We start from the raw sequence: 15,355 nt of genomic DNA, 5'->3' as shown, positions 1-15,355 counted from the left end.
TAAGTGGTATGGCTGAGCCAATTGTGACAAGAAATAATTTACGCTTTCATACCAGAATCAGAAAGTTTTAAAATTCCTGAACTTTAACCAGTACTTCATGGCACTGTATTTCAGTGGCGGAAGTATCAGTAATATAACTATTATCCTAATCAGGCCGCTGAGCAGATGAATATTTTTATCCTGATAATGTTTTAGTATTTATTATATTATAACAGCCGGAATTCATATAAATGCGCGTTAATTTTATTTGTGGTCTGGCCATTTTATTTTAGTATTGCAATTCTTTTGTGGCTAAATTAGCTTGATGTTAATGAGGTTTGATTTTATTTTAATACCGGAAAATAGTAAGGTGGAATATATATAAAGATCAGATTTATTTTTCCTGAATCGAACGGTTAAAACATTAAATAGATAAGTCAGGATATTAAAAAATAGTGAATGAATTTTTACGATTATATTTCCGGGACTCGTTTCCGGAGTAATTATATCGAAAAAACAATCAATGTAAGAATTGATAATAAGTGTTGGGCTGCTAGGGATATATTTATAGTTAATTAATCTATCGTTTTTATCTCATGGAGATTGTTATGTCAGATTTTAAAAAAAAGCTCAGTAATATGGCTAAAGACCGTGAAGAAAACCCGCTTGTATTCCCGTCTGATCCCGGAACAAATGTTAACGGTACGATATGGGCCGCCGGTGCGGCAGAAAAAACCTATGAGGTAAATAATTTTGATCCTTCTGCTGAGGATAGCCTGCTGAGTTATACCCCGGGCCGGGTTGTAAGGCATCTGTTTAATGACTATAGCAAAACTGAAGGGTTTGAAGTTTTTGGCTATATGTCTGATTGGGGTATTTATGATTCCCGTTATGAACCTGATCAGTATGGTTATAAAGAGGGTGGGCGTGGTACGGATATTATGCGATTGATGCAGGGGGAAAATTCTTACTTTGATCGCCTGGTATTAGGGTTTTCGGCAATTATCGGAGATAACGGGATAAAAGCAGACACCATTAAGAGAGCGGCAGTTGATTTTGGTATTGCTGCTAACGAGGGGGATGTTGCCAATCATAAAGGGAAAGCAACCCTGACTGATTTTTGGGGAGATGTTGGTGCTTATATTAATTGTGGTTTTCCGGGATGGAAGGAGGTGAAATTTAATCCGGAAGAGGCTATGGGTGTTCTGGGTGCGCTTGTTCAGCTTAATAAAAAATTTCCCGAAATGCCAATCGGTCTGAGTCTGGGGGGATGGTCGATGAGCGAGGCTTTCCATTATATAGCAAAAGATGCGGATAAACGGGTACGTCTGGCGCAATCATTAAAATATATCTTCGATCTTTTCCCTATGTTTAAGGAACTGGACATTGACTGGGAATATCCGAATTACAAAGGGGAAGACCACAATAAATTTGGTCCGGAAGATGTGCCGAATTTTGTTGAGCTGATTAAAGAAATACGTAAGGTACTTCCTGGTGTCCCTGTCAGTATCGCAACGATAGCTACCCCGAAAGGATTAAAGGACGGGGAAATTGATAAACTTGTTGCGGCGGGTGTTGATAAAATAAACCTGATGACTTACGACTTTTTCGGCTCGCCATGGGCAGAAAAGCTAATGCATCATACGAACTTAAGAAATACTGTTGCTGATGGTACACGAAACTCAGTTGAAAAAGCAGTAGATTATCTTATTAATGATCTTCACATAGAACCGAAGAAAATTAATATCGGCTATGCGGGATATTCGCGTAATGCCAAAAATGCCACAATCGTCAATGCATCTCCGTTAGTTGGCAGCTATGACAAAGACAATAACGCTAAAACGGGTGTTTTAGGCAGCTTTGAAAAAGCAACCAGTGAATGGCCGGATCTCTTATATAACTATGTTGATGGTGATCTTAACGGCATCAATGGCTTCAAAATGTACACTGATAAAGTGTCTTCCGCCGAATTCCTTTATAACAGGTCTAAAAATATCTTTATGTCAGTAGAGACGCCATGGAGCGTGTATGAAAAAGCGAAATATGTGCGTGAAAAAGGGCTGGGGGGCATGTTTATCTGGATGATTGATCATGATAATGGTCTGCTGACTAATGCGGCACGTGAAGGCCTGGGTGCCGGGGTGGACGGAACCCCGCGAATTGATATGGCTCCGCTGCTGCGGTCTGCGGCAGACAAGGAAAATAAATAAGGATGATAATTCTGAAACCAACACAATGCTGTCACAGACTATGACAATTTGACAAAGATATAACAGCGGATGATGAGGGAATGTCAGGAAGTATTATTCTGTGGCATAACTTTCTGCATTGCCCTTATTCCACATTGCGGCCTTAAGAGAGCCGGATTTGTTCGGCACGAAATCCGGTACCGTTACTATGCGAGCTAAGCAATATGAAGATAAATCCTGCCACTGATGGATACAAAAAACTCCCGATAATGGGTTATCCGATTATCGGGAGTCACTTCAAAAAAACAGTGTTTTTATTACTGTTGCGCTATAGTTTATCAGGCCATCGCGGTGATGGTTTTATTCAGTAACGCATTGGCGAGTGTGTCTGTGGTCACCGTTTCATTGGTGTTCGCGGTAAGATCCCACAAGCCTATCTGTCCGTCACGGTTGAGCGTCACAATGTAACGGCAGCCGGATTTCAGTGCGCTGCTGTGCTGACGCTTCAGTTTGGCACGGGTGAAATCATTGAGGATTTTATATTGCGGTAACTGATGGCGCAGTGTGTTAGCCAGTAACAGCGCTTCCACATTCTGTGCCGGGTCTTCATACGTCACCACGATATCCGGCTGATTGACAATCGCTTTATCCAGGCCGAGGGTCTGGATCAGCAGTAACAGCCGTTCGATCCCGATAGCAAACCCGGAAGCCGGTAATTGTTTGCCGCTGAATAATTCAACCAGACCATCATAACGGCCGCCGCCGCAGACTGTCCCCTGTGAACCCAGCTCTTCCGTGATCCACTCAAACACCGTACGGGTGTAGTAATCCAGTCCGCGGACCAGACGCGGATTAACCACATAGGCAATGTTTTCGCTGTCCAGCAGGCGGCGCAGCTCATCAAAGTGCTGTTGTGACTCTTCGCCGAGGAAGTCCAGCAGGCGTGGTGCCGCTTCGATCATCTCCTGCATATCCGGATTTTTGCTGTCCAGGATACGCAGCGGGTTGGTTTCCAGACGGCGCAGGCTGTCCTCATCCAGCAGCGCTTTGTGCTGCATAAAGTAATTCACCAGCTGCTGACGGTGCTCTGAACGTTCTTCCGGTGTCCCGAGGGAGTTAATCTCCAGGCGGACGTGCTTATCCACACCGAGCGCTTTAAAGATATCTTTCACCATAAAGATAAGCTCGGCATCCACATCTGCCCCCGGCATGCCGAAGGTTTCCACCCCGAACTGGGTGAACTGGCGCAGACGGCCTTTCTGCGGACGCTCATAACGGAACATCGGGCCCTGATACCACAGGCGCTGCGTGGTGTTGTAGCACATGTTGTTCTCAATCACGGTCCGGACGCAACCACTGGTACCTTCCGGACGCAGGGTGATGTGCTCGCCGCTTTTATCGAGGAAGTTATACATCTCTTTTGAGACGATATCGGTGGATTCACCGACCGCGCGCTCAAACAGGGCAACCGGTTCCAGAATCGGCAGCCTGACCTCCTGATAGCCGTAGCGGGAAGTGATATTCCGGATCCGGTTTTCCAGCCACTGCCAGACCGGTGTTTCTTCCGGAAGCACGCTTCTCATCCCTCTGATTGACTGAATCTTTTCCATTTTTAGTCCTCTATATACAGTTTCTCTGTGAGAAATTCCGGCTGTCATCATTGTCAGCCGATAACGCCATCTCAGCGGTCTGCTCAGTGCAGATCCCCGGGATGTACGACAGGGCGAGCCCGGGACGGGGATCCGTAGTGTTTTTTTCACGGCGCATAATAAAAAACAGATACAGCGGAATGGTCACCATTTGCAGTACCATGCCCCAGAACAGCGGTTTGGTACCGGCGCCTGTCAGCGCGACCATAATGAATCCCAGACCGATCAGGCTCAGAGTGGCGTAAATAATAAAAGTACGTCCGTACTGCATTTTTTTGGCGATCATGGCGATCGGCAGAGAAATCACTGCAAACGCATACGGGATCAGACTGGCGGACACCGCAAGAATAATGATGTTGCGGAACTGCTGTTCCAGGCTCGGTGAGATGGTAAGCAACAACACGGCGCTCATCATCCCGGCGGTACACATCAGCCCTTTATACGGCACGCCGTGGCGGTTCACATCGGCAAAAAAACGCGGAAATGTGCCTTCTTCCGCCGCAGAGCGGGGAACTTCAGTCTGTAAAATCTGCCAGCCCGGCAGTGCGCCGAAACAGGCAATAATCGCGAGCGCAGAGATAATCTGTCCCGCATGTTCGCCCCACAGATAACGGGCGGTATCCGCAAACGGCGCGGTGGAGTTAACAAGCTGTTCATGGGGCAGGATCCCCATCATGACATTGGTGGAGCTGAGATAGCAGGTGGCGGCAATCACCAGCCCGATAATCGTAGCCAGCGGAATATTGCGGTGCGGATGAATCACCTGGGCAGATGAAACCGACGCGGATTCAACCCCCAGATAGCCCCACAGCGAAATGGCGGCGGCGGCAAAAATAGCATCTGTGTTACTGGTCTGAGTAACATTAAAACTGGTGATATAACGTGTGTAATCAAAATGGGTCCAGCCGAAAATACTGATGCTCAGAATAACGGTGAGCATACAAAGGCCGGTAAAAATCTGCGCATAGCCGACGACTTTTGCGCCCTGCAAACCCAGCAGAACGAAAGCCCAGAGAATAATAATGGCGGTAATAGCGGCGTAAAGCGGAGTGTGAAGCTGCGGAAAGAAATAAGAGAGATAACCGACACCGGAGATCAGTAAGGCACAGTTGCCTATCCAGGTCGAAAGCCAGTAAAAAAGTGATGTCTGTAACCCGATATACTGCCCGAATGTCCGGCCGATGTTGGCAATCACACCGCCTTTACAGGGGGAGATTTCACCGGTCTTGGCGAACACCAGCGCCAGTGCCAGCACGCCGCAGAAGGTCAGCAGTCCGCCCCACAGTGCGATGGAACCGATATGCGCAAGGGAGGAGGGTAACATAAACACGCCGCTTCCCATCATATTGGAAGCCGTCATAATAATCAGGGCTGTCAGGCCCATGCGGTGGGTGGATTTACCATTGGGAACCATACCATTTTGTCCTCACAGAAATACTCCAGCTGCGGATGAGGGAGCAAAAAATCTCACGATCAGAGAACTGAGCCGTGTTTTTTGGTCTTTTTTCTTGCATCATCCTGTGTCGCTGTATAGGTTAGAAAGCGTTGCCGGCAGGATTGGCGTCTGCGCCGGCAACGAACCGTAAGGGGGCAGTGGATATTTACCACTGCCTTTTTTTATGCCGCGTGTAAGTTAAAATCCGCGATAACGTCGTCGATCAGTTTGTCGATCTCTACGGTATCCAGATGGTGCGCGGTGGTGATCAGGTGAGCCACGTCGCCGGATGTTGCCAGGCAATGTTCTCTCCAGACACGTTCTGACGGGCAAGGGAACACAACAGTGATGGAGTTCTTGTTGCGCCATGCATTGATACCGGCTTTCTGCATACGGTCAACAGCGTACTGCGCCATATCCAGGCTGCGGGTAATGCGGCGTTTCCATTCCTCAGTTGAATGTGAACGGATAGCTTCCCACAGCATCAGTGGTGTGTGACCGTTACGTGAACCGGTGATGGTTTTGTCGTGTGCGGAGATGTAGTCGATTTCAACAGAAATACGGTCTACGTTTTCTTTCTTCGCAACAACGATACCGCAAGGGATTGGCGAACCAATCATTTTGTGGCCGGACACACCGATGGAGTCGATACCGTCAGCAAAGGTGAATGGCTGTGCATCATCAACGAATGGCAGGATCATGCCGCTCAGTGCCGCATCAGCATGCAGATAGTAATCTTCACGTTTGATACCGGCTGCTTTCAGGCGTTTCTGGATTTCAGCGATATCATCAATAGCACCGCGGACAGTGGTACCGATGTTAGCGAAGATAATCGGATGCGCTTCTTTATCGTCAGCGATTTTTTTCATCAGATCGTCATAGTCGATTTCGCCGTTTGGCAGAGATTCAACAACCTGAGATTTGATACGCAGTAATTTAACGATTTTCGCAACGGAATAGTGAGTATCTTTTGAATAGTACAGCGTACCGTCAGGGAAGATTTCACGGCCCAGGTAGCAACCGAACATGTTACCTTCGGTACCGCCGTTGGTGACATAACCCCAGCTTTGTTCAAACGGGATTTTGAACAGGTCTGCGAAATACTCCATCACTTCTTTTTCGAAATCGAAAGAGTTCAGCAGGTAGTTGCAATATTCGCCCCAGTCACCGCAGTTGTTGATGGAGAAACGTAAAAAGCGTTCCAGATTGGTGTAATCGAAATCCGCTGATTCAGGATAACCGATGTTGAAATACTGGTTTTTTACGCAATAAGCCCAGAATGCATCAAGTTTGTTTTGATCATTGATAGACAGAGTCATACTTAATTACCTCTTGTTTTTCAAAAATTGAAGACTGTGAAGCGGAGCAAATCACGCTTTGTTTTGTTCGTCATTGATGTACAGGATGTCGTTGCCTTTTTTCGCACGGCCGGCGGCCACGAAGCTGAACAGCGGGATAGTGATTGACATCATGACCAGACCCCAGAACATAGAATCAGAACCGGAACCTAACAGGGCAAAGACACAGTAGATAATGCCGATAACCACCAGGACGTTATAGAAAATGAAGGTGCTGCCGCGGTTCATTTTTTTGGAAACCATGATGATTGGCAGAGAAATCAGTGCGTACATGTATGGCAGCAGGGATGCGAAAACAGACATCAGGATGACGATTTCGAACTGTTTGGCCAGGTTTGGTGATGCAGTCATTAACAGCACCAGGCTCATCAGCACACCGGTGAAAATCAGGCTTTTCATCGGAACGTCATTTTTGTTCACATCAGAGAAGAATTTAGGGAACAGACCCTGGTCGGCACCGGCACGCGGACCTTCAGACTGCAGGATTAACCAGCCGGAGATAGAACCGAAGCAGGCGATGATACTCAGGATAGACGCAACAGTACCGGCAGTTTCACCGAACATGTAACGGGCAGCATCTGCAAACGGTGCAGCAGAGTTAATCAGTTCTTCATGCGGAACCAGACCCATGATGACCGTACAGCTGCCGACGTAACAGACTGATGCAATCAGCAGACCATACACGGTGGCACGCGGTACTGTGTATTCCGGTTTGTCCACCTGGCCGCTGGAAACCACAGCAGATTCAACACCCAGGAAGCCCCACAGTGCGATAGATGCCGCAGTGATAATAGCAGTGGTATCACTTTTACCGGTGCCGTTATAAACCTGAGAGAACATCTGCGGATCGAACCAGAACCAGCCGATCACACCGACACCCAGAACAACAACCAGCATGCAGCTTGCAGTGAATGACTGCGCACGACCGGCGACACGGGCACCGAAGCTGGCTAATACCACGAAGCCCCACAGAATCGCGATAGCAACGACACTGCCGATAGCCGGGTTTTTCAGTTCAGGGAAGAAGTAGCTGAGGTAGCCGACACCGGCAACCAGCAGCGCGACGTTACCGACCCAGGCACTGATCCAGTAACAAACAGTAGTCTGGAAACCGATAAACGGACCGAAAGCATCACTGGCGTATGCCACGATACCACCGTTACGCGGTGTGATAAGACTGGTTTTGGCGAAAACTAATGCTAATGCGATAACACCAATGATTGTAAATAACCATCCCCATAAGGAGATGTAACCGACGCCCGCGAGGTTAGTCGGCAGCATGAACACACCGGAACCCATCATATTTGATGCGGTTACCAGGGTCAGCGCGACCACCCCCATTTTATGGGCGGAACTGGCACTCATGTTTCCCATAATGCTTTTCCTGTAATGATTGTTTAATTGGAAAGGTGCACCCGATGACAATTACCGAGATAGGGAAAACTTAATTTTTAAATGTCGTTCTAAATTTGATATTGATCAAAAAAAACAGCGCTTCCATAACAGTTCCGGCTGAAAATGACTATTTTATGGGCTGTTTTTCCGTAAGTGACTCTGTCCCCCTTTTTCGGCGTGAATAATCCGACTTTGGGTGTGGTTATTATTTTACTTTTGTCATATGTGAATTAACAAAGCGGTTAAGTAAAAAATAAATATACTTTTTTCAACACGATAAAAAAGAATGGCATTCAGAAATAAAAACGGGTTTTATGATATGAGTTAAAATGACAAAACCGGTTTTATATTATATTACTCATCAGATAAATTGATTATTTTTAGCGATTGGAGCGCTGACCTATGCCAAGAAGAGAGCGCCTTTACTTTCCGGGATTACCACAGCTGATTAAACTTAACGGACACAATCATGAAAAACTCTTTCAGGAAGAGAATGATTACGCCCGTTTCCTGACCTGCGTGGACAGGTCTTTAGAATCATATGATTGCGAGCTTCACGCCTATTCACTTCAGGCTGATACGGTATTGTTGCTGCTGACGCCAAAATCAAAAGAAGACTTAAGCCGTTTTATCCAGCACATCGGACGTCAGTATGTTCCTTATTACAATAATAAATATCAGCGTACCGGTGCATTATGGGATCGGCGTTATAACAGTTGTCTGATTGAAGCAAATTCCTATTTTCTTTTGGTCTCTCAATATGTTGATACGTTCACATCCGACCAGTCATCAAATAATGATAAACATAACTTAAATTATTCCAGTTACGGTCATAACACCGGGGAATGTACTATTCCGAGAATGACTGAACACCAGTGTTATTTGCAATTAGGTAAAACACCGGAAGAGCGCGGGATCCATTACCAGCATTTTTTGTATACCACCATCAGCCAGTCTGTTATTGAGCGGATTCAAATCTGTCTGAATCAGAATTGCGTGCTGGGTACCAATCAGTATTGTCAGAAACTGGAATTTGAAGTGAACCGGACAGTGCGCCCGCATCACAGCGGACGGCCGCGCAAACATTACAGTAATGATGTGGCGGACTGGATCTGGCTGGAAAACCGCGCCTCTAAACTGCTGGCACGTTATTGTTATCAGGAAATCCGCTTCCCGCTGCTGGAGTACTGGGATGACCATATGAAGAATACTGCTGCGTTTGCGGATGATAACCATAACGGGCCCAAACTTAACTGCAGCCATCCGGCACTGCTGCGCGGTGAGGGGACGATGGGCTGTCTGCGGGTGATTGCACAGCATCAGCGTTTACAGTCGAAAAGTAAGTTATGGTATATCGGTGCGATGTTCCGCAATGTCGCCGGGCAAAAACAGGATTTTGAACAATATCACCAGATCGGTGTGGAAGCGTTCGGTTACGATAATATTGATATCGAGCTGGAACATATTTTAATGCAGTATGATTTTTTCAGTTCATTGCATCTCACGCCGTATATTGAATTAAAAATAAATACCGTTGGCAGCGAAGACGAATTCAGTCATTTCCGTCAGGCACTGAGAGACTATTATCAGCCGTTTCTGCCGTTCTTTGAAGAGCCGTGGCTGGTGAAACTGAAAGAGAAACCGGAGCAGTTATTATCCACACCGCACAAGCTGCTGGATATCGTTAATAAAAAAGCCCCCCGGCTCAGTGAATTTCTCTCTGAGGCTTCCGCCGCCCGCTTCCGTCAGCTGCTGGAATCCCTCAACCGTCTGAAAATTCCGTACAGTGTGACGCCGGGGCTGTATCCGGTGAATAATTACTGCCATACCCTGTTTGAATGGCGCACCACGCATCCGGACAGCCACGATGAGTTGTTATGCCGCGGCGGGCGCTATGATGCCAGTGCGTCACATCTGCTGGATAAAGCAGTGGCGGTCAGCGGTTTTGCCTTTATGCTCGACCCGATTATTTTTCTGATCCGCAAATGCCACAAACAACTGCTGCGTCAGAACGCGACCGATGTGGTGCTGATCCCGGAAAACACCCGTGCTGCCGGTCATGCGCTGATAGTCGGTCGCCGTCTGAGAACCCTGTTCCCGCATTTCACCATTAAGAATGACTGCTCGGGGATGCGGATCAGTACCTGCCGCAAGAACGCCGAACGTAACGGCAGCCGTTTTATTATTGTGGTGCCGTCAGAGGGTGATAAAGAACTGGAACTGACCGATAAAGACAACGGCATGATTCAGTTTGTGAATGAGAATGCCATGATCGGGGTACTGGGACACAGCGTAAACGGCTGAGGAGAAAGGATCCGCAGATAATCAGTTATCTGCGGGAGAACCGGTTACTGTTGGCTGAGGAGCGATTCCAGGGCGTTATAGAGTGCGGTGGCGCTTTTTTCATAACCCGGGCCGGAGAGGTGGACTTTGTCCGGTCGTGCCAGATCACGCAGCACCCAGCTGTTGATTGCACAATCCCCCCCCATGAACTGCTGCCAGTCCCAGTAGAGTAAGCCTTCACTTTTCGCGACAGACTGCTGGATCCGTATCACATTGTGCAGATTGGCCGGCTGTTGTGAGCGGCAGTCAGGTGCGGTTTTGTTCTTGATACTGTCGCCCGGGCCGACCAGCAGGATCACCGCGTCCGGCATGGTACTGCGGATGCTGCGCACGGCATTGGTCAGCTGCTGGCGGTAGAGATCCAAATCCAGCGTGTCATTAAAGGCTTCATTGGTGCCGTAAGCCAGGATCACCATTTCCGGATCGGTCTGCGCCAGGGTATTCACCCACTGCGGCAGCCATTTTTCCGTCATGGCAATTGTCGCGCCATTGATACCGACAGACGAGAGCATCACGCCCGGATGGTTGCGGGTGATAAACCAGCCGCCGATATTCAGCGGGCTCTGCTCATTCGCCGTGATCTCTGCCGGGAAGGTCACCGGCACACTGTCAGAAAAACGCCACGCGGAGGACGGTGTCAGGTTCAGCGTGCCGCCTTTGCCGCCGCGTACCGCAACGGAGGCCGGGTAGCCGGTCTGGTACAGCACCTGCATGTCATACTGATAAGAGGACGGATTGCGCTCTTTCATCGTCAGGGTGCTGTGCGGGGTCAGCGGCGAAATAATAAAGCCGCCCAGCGGGAAGTTGGGGGCATCATCTTTGCGGCTGGTCAGGAATGACCACTGTTTTTTCGGCTCGGTGAAGACAAAGTTGGCCGTGCGCTGTCCGGCGATAATGCTCGGCGGCACAAAGCCGATCCCTGCATTGCCGTAACGCGCCTGGAATTTGTCACGCAGCGTGCCGGAGAAGAAATCCGCTGCGGTGTGAGAATCACCAATCTGGACAATATGGACACGCGCAGACGGATCCCGCAGACGGTGTGCCAGGCGGCTGAGGTTCGGATCGCCGTAGTTGGTCAGATCATTACGCGACACCGGCGGCGGTGTCTGCGGCTGTATCCACTGTTTATCCGAATCGTTCTGGCAGGAGAGCAGGGAAAGCGCTGCGGCAAACAGGGCTATCGCACCGGCCGGTTTAAGGTGCCACGACGGGCGTTTTTGTTGTTTCATCATGTGTTTCTGTTTTTTCCTGCGCCGCCGGGGTTTCCTCCGGCGCAGCATTAAATTTAATCAGATCAAATACCGTGTCAGCGATCGCCTTCTGACCTTTGTAGGTAAAGTGAATACCGTCGCCGCTGCGCAGCTTGATAGTGCTGCTGCCGTCACCGGGGTAATCTGAATAGATCTTATCCTGATATTTGAAAATGGTATTGGCGGACAACCAGATTTCACCGGCATTATTAATTTCCGACTGATAGATCCCGCTCAGATAGTGTACACCACCTGACAGCTTGTCTTTGCGCATATTCGGCGGTCCTATCCAGATGACGTCCACATCCTGTATCCGGGCCGTTAACAGAATATCCTGAATCCGTTTGCGATACTGCGCTTCCCACTCCGGCGACATAAAGCGCAGATAGCGCCCGCCGCCTTCCGGCGGCATGTCCCACGGGTCATTCGGGCCGAGGAAAACCACCATCAGGCGGATATCCGGGTTGGCGGCCAGCGTGGTTTTGATAGTCTCCGGCCAGTTGAAAAACTTCGGATACGTCAGGCCGGTACTCTGTTTGCTGAGGTTGATACTTTCAATGCCGTAGGTTTTGGCCAGACGGGATTGTAACACAGGTGCAACCCCCTGCATGAGGGAATCGCCGACGAAGAAAACTTTATCACCGGCGTCGAGAGCAATTCGTGATTTCGGTGCTTTTTTCGTCAGTATGTGTTCTGCAATCTGTTCCGGATTCAGCTTCAGCACCGGACTGCCGGTTGCCGGACGTTCCCGGTTCAGCAGTTCAGGGAAGGTCACAGACAGCGCGGCAGCCGGGTAACGGTAGCCGTTGATAAAATGCAGCCCGACCTGAAACTCCTCCGGAAACGCGGTATTGCCCGGAACAGCCTCTTCCGTTTCCTCAACGATATGGTTGCCCTGAGCATAGGCCCACAGTGTCTCTCCGGCCGCCACCACGCCTTCCTGAAGGTAACCCCCGAGCTCCCATCCGTAATGCCCTTCCAGCTTCGCCCACGGCGCAGGCTGGTGGTAAGTCTGTTCCCAGTAGCGGGCCAGCGGGTTCTGGTTCAGCCAGACCAGTGCCACAGCGGCTGTCAGCACAATAAAGACGACCTTCAGTGCCCGTTCGAGATTTTCGGTAAAATCAAAAATTCGCATAGATAAAACCCGGCATGCCTGAAGGAGAGAAAATAAAGACCAGCGTCATAAAGAGTGCCAGCGGTAAAGGATACCAGAACCACGGGATCCGCCGGTAATAGTGTCCGGCGCGGTGATACAGACTGACACACTGCGGATAAATAAACAGCAGCAGCCAGAAGGCGATAATCAGCGGTGCACTGGCCATGACAGAGGCAATAAAGCCGTCAGCGGTCAGTTGTGTCAGCATGGTGACGGCATCACTGAGCGTGGCGCTGCGGAAGAAAATCCAGGTCAGACACAGCACATGAAAGGTGAAAATCCGGGCGGTCCAGACTCCGGTTTTCTGCCACAGCGTTTCCGCCGGATCGGTGCGCGGCGGCAGCAGTTTGTGTTTGATATTCATCAGCACAATCCCCAGCCCGTGCAGTGCCCCCCAGATGATAAACGGCAGCCCGACACCGTGCCAGATCCCGGAAATCACCATGGCGATAAAGGCGTTGAGGTTCATCCGCAGCCAGCCCTTGCGGTTTCCGCCGAGCGGGATATAAATATAATCACGGATAAAGGTCGACAGACTGATGTGCCAGCGTGCCCAGAACTCTTTCAGGTTGGTGGCAAGGTACGGCGCATTGAAGTTCAGCGGTACCCTGAAACCGATCAGCATGGCAATCCCGGTGACCAGGTTGGTGTAACCGGAGAAGTTGAAATAGATATTCCAGGCATAGGCGTACACCGCCACCAGAATCTCACCGGCGCTGTAATTGACCGGCGAACTGAAGACCGGGTTGGCGAAATTTTCTGACAGATAGGCACTGAATAAAAACAGTTTTACCATCGCCAGGATGATCAGTAACAGGGCTTTTTTATAATCAATAATTTCCCGTGAGACTGCCTGTATTTGCGGCATGAATGCTTTGGCGCGGTTTATCGGGCCGGCGACAATGCTCGGGAAGAAGCAGAGATAGAGCACCACATCCAAAAAGGGCGCTTTTTCAATCTCCTTGCGGCAGACCGACACCACATAACTGACGGAATGGAACGCGTAGAAGGATAAGCCCAGCGGTGCCAGTACCGAAAGCACCGGCAGTTCAGCCTCCACACCGGCCTGCAGCAGCGCACTTTGCAGTGATTCCTGCATAAACCCGTAGTATTTGAACACCGTAAAACAGCCGATAATCCCTGCTGCCAGCAGGGTGTATACCGACCGGGCGGACAGGCGGCTGCTCAGAACATTCGTCAGCAGATAAATAAACAGGGTATATCCGGCCAGCACATACGCGAAGCTTGCCTGAAATGAGAAAACAAACAGATAACTCGCCGTAATTAAAAGGATATTCTGTAAACGGGTCTTTTTTTGACAGAGCCAGTAAACCAGAAAAAAGGCAGTAAAGGAGGCAAGAAATTCAAATGAAAAGAAATTCATATCAGGCTCTGTGCAGGCTTGTTGGGAATATCATAATTAGCGTGCTGAGTATAATATAAGTTATCAACCACGATTCAATAAGAATGATGATAAGCCATAAAAAAACCCGCGTAATCTTCAGATTAGTGCGGGTTTCCGGTGTCTGCCACAGTGAACAGAACGATTAGGTGTTTTGGGCGACCTTCTGTGCCGATGTGATCAGTGTTTTGTTACTGTCGTACATCTGGCGGAGGTAACGGTTATAGGCATCTCCCTTTTGCGAATAACCTTCCAGCTGACTGATAAGTTCCGGTGTGCTCAGTGAGTCATCATCACCCAGACGCTGTTTTGCCCTTTCTGAACGCAGTGAATTATAAGCACGGTGCGTATTCAGATTTTTCATGTAGGACGTGACACTATCCTCAATAGTGTTGTATGCGTAGTAGCCCTGAACCTGTCCGGCTTTGGCACTACAGCTCCGTCCGCAACGCATACCAAAAAGGTTGTTGTTGGACTGAGCCAGTTTTGATGTTCCCCAGCCTGACTCGGTTGCCGCCTGTGTGGCAACGAAGTGGGTGGGCAGGATATCGACACGGCTCAGCAGCGCGTTCCAGTCGGTGCGCTTAGGCGAGCTGCATGTCATATCATAGCTCCGGCAAAGCTTTCCGAGCTTTGCAATATCACTCTGTGACCAGTGTTTGGCATTCCGGCGTTCCAGTAACCAGGTGCGGTCATTCATGATTTCGCGATTCACTTTGTCAATCGCGGGGACAATGGCATTTAAAAACGCTTTCTTACGGGGTGTACCTGACGCGTATTTTTTCAAATCAGGCAGCGTTTTTTGTAACTGCTGCGTGTTTTGATGCGAATACGGCAAGCTTGTCGTGGTACTGGTTGAGGCAAAGCCTGAACCGGTAAAGAATAGTAAAATCAAGAAAGCGAAGACTGCATTTGTCCTCATCGAAAGAGAGGGCATTGCTTTTTCCTCGTTTTATTGTCTGAACAAAAATCGAACGAATACTAGCAAAATATAAAAACCAAGGCCAGCCTTATTATCCATCGTTTAATATTAATCGGGTATGTTTTGGCAGGATAAAATTCTGTTTTTTGATTTTATGTATGACTATTAGTAAGTTAAAACGGACATTAAACGATAGCGGATTTCAGCAAAAATGGCGGAATTATCCGGAAAATTAATGTTTTTCACGCGGTGACCGGCCATTTTTCCCCTTTTTTCT

10 protein-coding genes are annotated in these 15,355 nt (G+C 48.8%); 2 read left to right on the top strand and 8 right to left on the bottom strand.

Annotated features, from left to right (window positions below; all coding sequences use genetic code 11):
- Positions 1–587: 587 nt before the first annotated feature.
- Positions 588–2,189, top strand: a complete 1,602-nt coding sequence (locus ACF8OF_RS20060) for a glycosyl hydrolase family 18 protein (RefSeq protein WP_279796901.1) — start codon at positions 588–590, stop codon at positions 2,187–2,189.
- Positions 2,190–2,506: 317 nt separating this feature from the next.
- On the opposite strand, the gene hisS is transcribed toward ACF8OF_RS20060, so the two are convergent.
- The 4 genes from hisS to hdcC all read right to left on the bottom strand — a co-directional run bounded on the left by hisS (position 2,507) and on the right by hdcC (position 7,984).
- Positions 2,507–3,778 carry a histidine--tRNA ligase gene (hisS, locus tag ACF8OF_RS20055; protein ID WP_025152528.1) on the bottom strand — a complete coding sequence of 424 codons (1,272 nt, stop codon included), beginning with the start codon at positions 3,776–3,778 and terminating at the stop codon, positions 2,507–2,509.
- Positions 3,779–3,788: 10 nt separating this feature from the next.
- Positions 3,789–5,231 carry an amino acid permease gene (locus ACF8OF_RS20050; protein ID WP_262860122.1) on the bottom strand — a complete coding sequence of 481 codons (1,443 nt, stop codon included), beginning with the start codon at positions 5,229–5,231 and terminating at the stop codon, positions 3,789–3,791.
- Between the two features lie 203 nt (positions 5,232–5,434).
- On the bottom strand, positions 5,435–6,571 hold the full coding sequence (locus tag ACF8OF_RS20045; RefSeq protein WP_262860121.1) for a histidine decarboxylase: 1,137 nt from the start codon (positions 6,569–6,571) through the stop codon (positions 5,435–5,437).
- A 51-nt stretch (positions 6,572–6,622) separates the two neighbouring features.
- Positions 6,623–7,984, bottom strand: a complete 1,362-nt coding sequence (hdcC, locus tag ACF8OF_RS20040) for a histidine-histamine antiporter (protein ID WP_262881809.1) — start codon at positions 7,982–7,984, stop codon at positions 6,623–6,625.
- A 423-nt stretch (positions 7,985–8,407) separates the two neighbouring features.
- On the opposite strand from hdcC, the gene ACF8OF_RS20035 reads away from it, so the two are divergent.
- Positions 8,408–10,309, top strand: a complete 1,902-nt coding sequence (locus ACF8OF_RS20035) for an ATP phosphoribosyltransferase regulatory subunit (protein WP_392497495.1) — start codon at positions 8,408–8,410, stop codon at positions 10,307–10,309.
- A 44-nt stretch (positions 10,310–10,353) separates the two neighbouring features.
- On the opposite strand, the gene ACF8OF_RS20030 is transcribed toward ACF8OF_RS20035, so the two are convergent.
- From ACF8OF_RS20030 to ACF8OF_RS20015, 4 genes are all read right to left on the bottom strand, one after another.
- A complete protein-coding gene (locus tag ACF8OF_RS20030; protein WP_392497493.1) occupies positions 10,354–11,580 on the bottom strand; it encodes an SGNH/GDSL hydrolase family protein in 1,227 nt (408 codons plus the stop codon).
- Positions 11,543–12,733, bottom strand: a complete 1,191-nt coding sequence (locus tag ACF8OF_RS20025) for an SGNH family hydrolase (RefSeq protein WP_262860117.1) — start codon at positions 12,731–12,733, stop codon at positions 11,543–11,545. The genes ACF8OF_RS20030 and ACF8OF_RS20025 overlap by 38 nt, the downstream gene beginning before the upstream one ends.
- On the bottom strand, positions 12,720–14,138 hold the full coding sequence (locus ACF8OF_RS20020; RefSeq protein ID WP_262881805.1) for an MBOAT family protein: 1,419 nt from the start codon (positions 14,136–14,138) through the stop codon (positions 12,720–12,722). Before ACF8OF_RS20020 ends, ACF8OF_RS20025 begins: the two co-directional genes overlap by 14 nt.
- Before the next feature lie 163 nt (positions 14,139–14,301).
- Entirely contained in the window at positions 14,302–15,093 is a 792-nt protein-coding gene (locus ACF8OF_RS20015) for a protein bax (RefSeq protein ID WP_262860115.1), read from the bottom strand.
- Between the last annotated feature and the right edge of the window lie 262 nt (positions 15,094–15,355).

It is taken from the genome of Morganella sp. TYF_1, assembly GCF_043105645.1.
GTDB lineage: Bacteria > Pseudomonadota > Gammaproteobacteria > Enterobacterales > Enterobacteriaceae > Morganella > Morganella morganii_B.
This window is presented reverse-complemented; position numbering and strand designations above follow the sequence as displayed.

Bases quoted from the DNA above. Each gene is read 5' to 3' on its own strand.
- ACF8OF_RS20050 (WP_262860122.1), bottom strand. From the start codon at position 5,231: ATGGTTCCCAATGGTAAATCCACCCACCGCATGGGCCTGACAGCCCTG.
- hisS (WP_025152528.1), bottom strand. From the start codon at position 3,778: ATGGAAAAGATTCAGTCAATCAGAGGGATGAGAAGCGTGCTTCCGGAA.
- ACF8OF_RS20020 (WP_262881805.1), bottom strand. From the start codon at position 14,138: ATGAATTTCTTTTCATTTGAATTTCTTGCCTCCTTTACTGCCTTTTTT.
- ACF8OF_RS20045 (WP_262860121.1), bottom strand. From the start codon at position 6,571: ATGACTCTGTCTATCAATGATCAAAACAAACTTGATGCATTCTGGGCT.
- ACF8OF_RS20030 (WP_392497493.1), bottom strand. From the start codon at position 11,580: ATGATGAAACAACAAAAACGCCCGTCGTGGCACCTTAAACCGGCCGGT.
- ACF8OF_RS20015 (WP_262860115.1), bottom strand. From the start codon at position 15,093: ATGCCCTCTCTTTCGATGAGGACAAATGCAGTCTTCGCTTTCTTGATT.
- hdcC (WP_262881809.1), bottom strand. From the start codon at position 7,984: ATGGGAAACATGAGTGCCAGTTCCGCCCATAAAATGGGGGTGGTCGCG.
- ACF8OF_RS20060 (WP_279796901.1), top strand. From the start codon at position 588: ATGTCAGATTTTAAAAAAAAGCTCAGTAATATGGCTAAAGACCGTGAA.
- ACF8OF_RS20035 (WP_392497495.1), top strand. From the start codon at position 8,408: ATGCCAAGAAGAGAGCGCCTTTACTTTCCGGGATTACCACAGCTGATT.
- ACF8OF_RS20025 (WP_262860117.1), bottom strand. From the start codon at position 12,733: ATGCGAATTTTTGATTTTACCGAAAATCTCGAACGGGCACTGAAGGTC.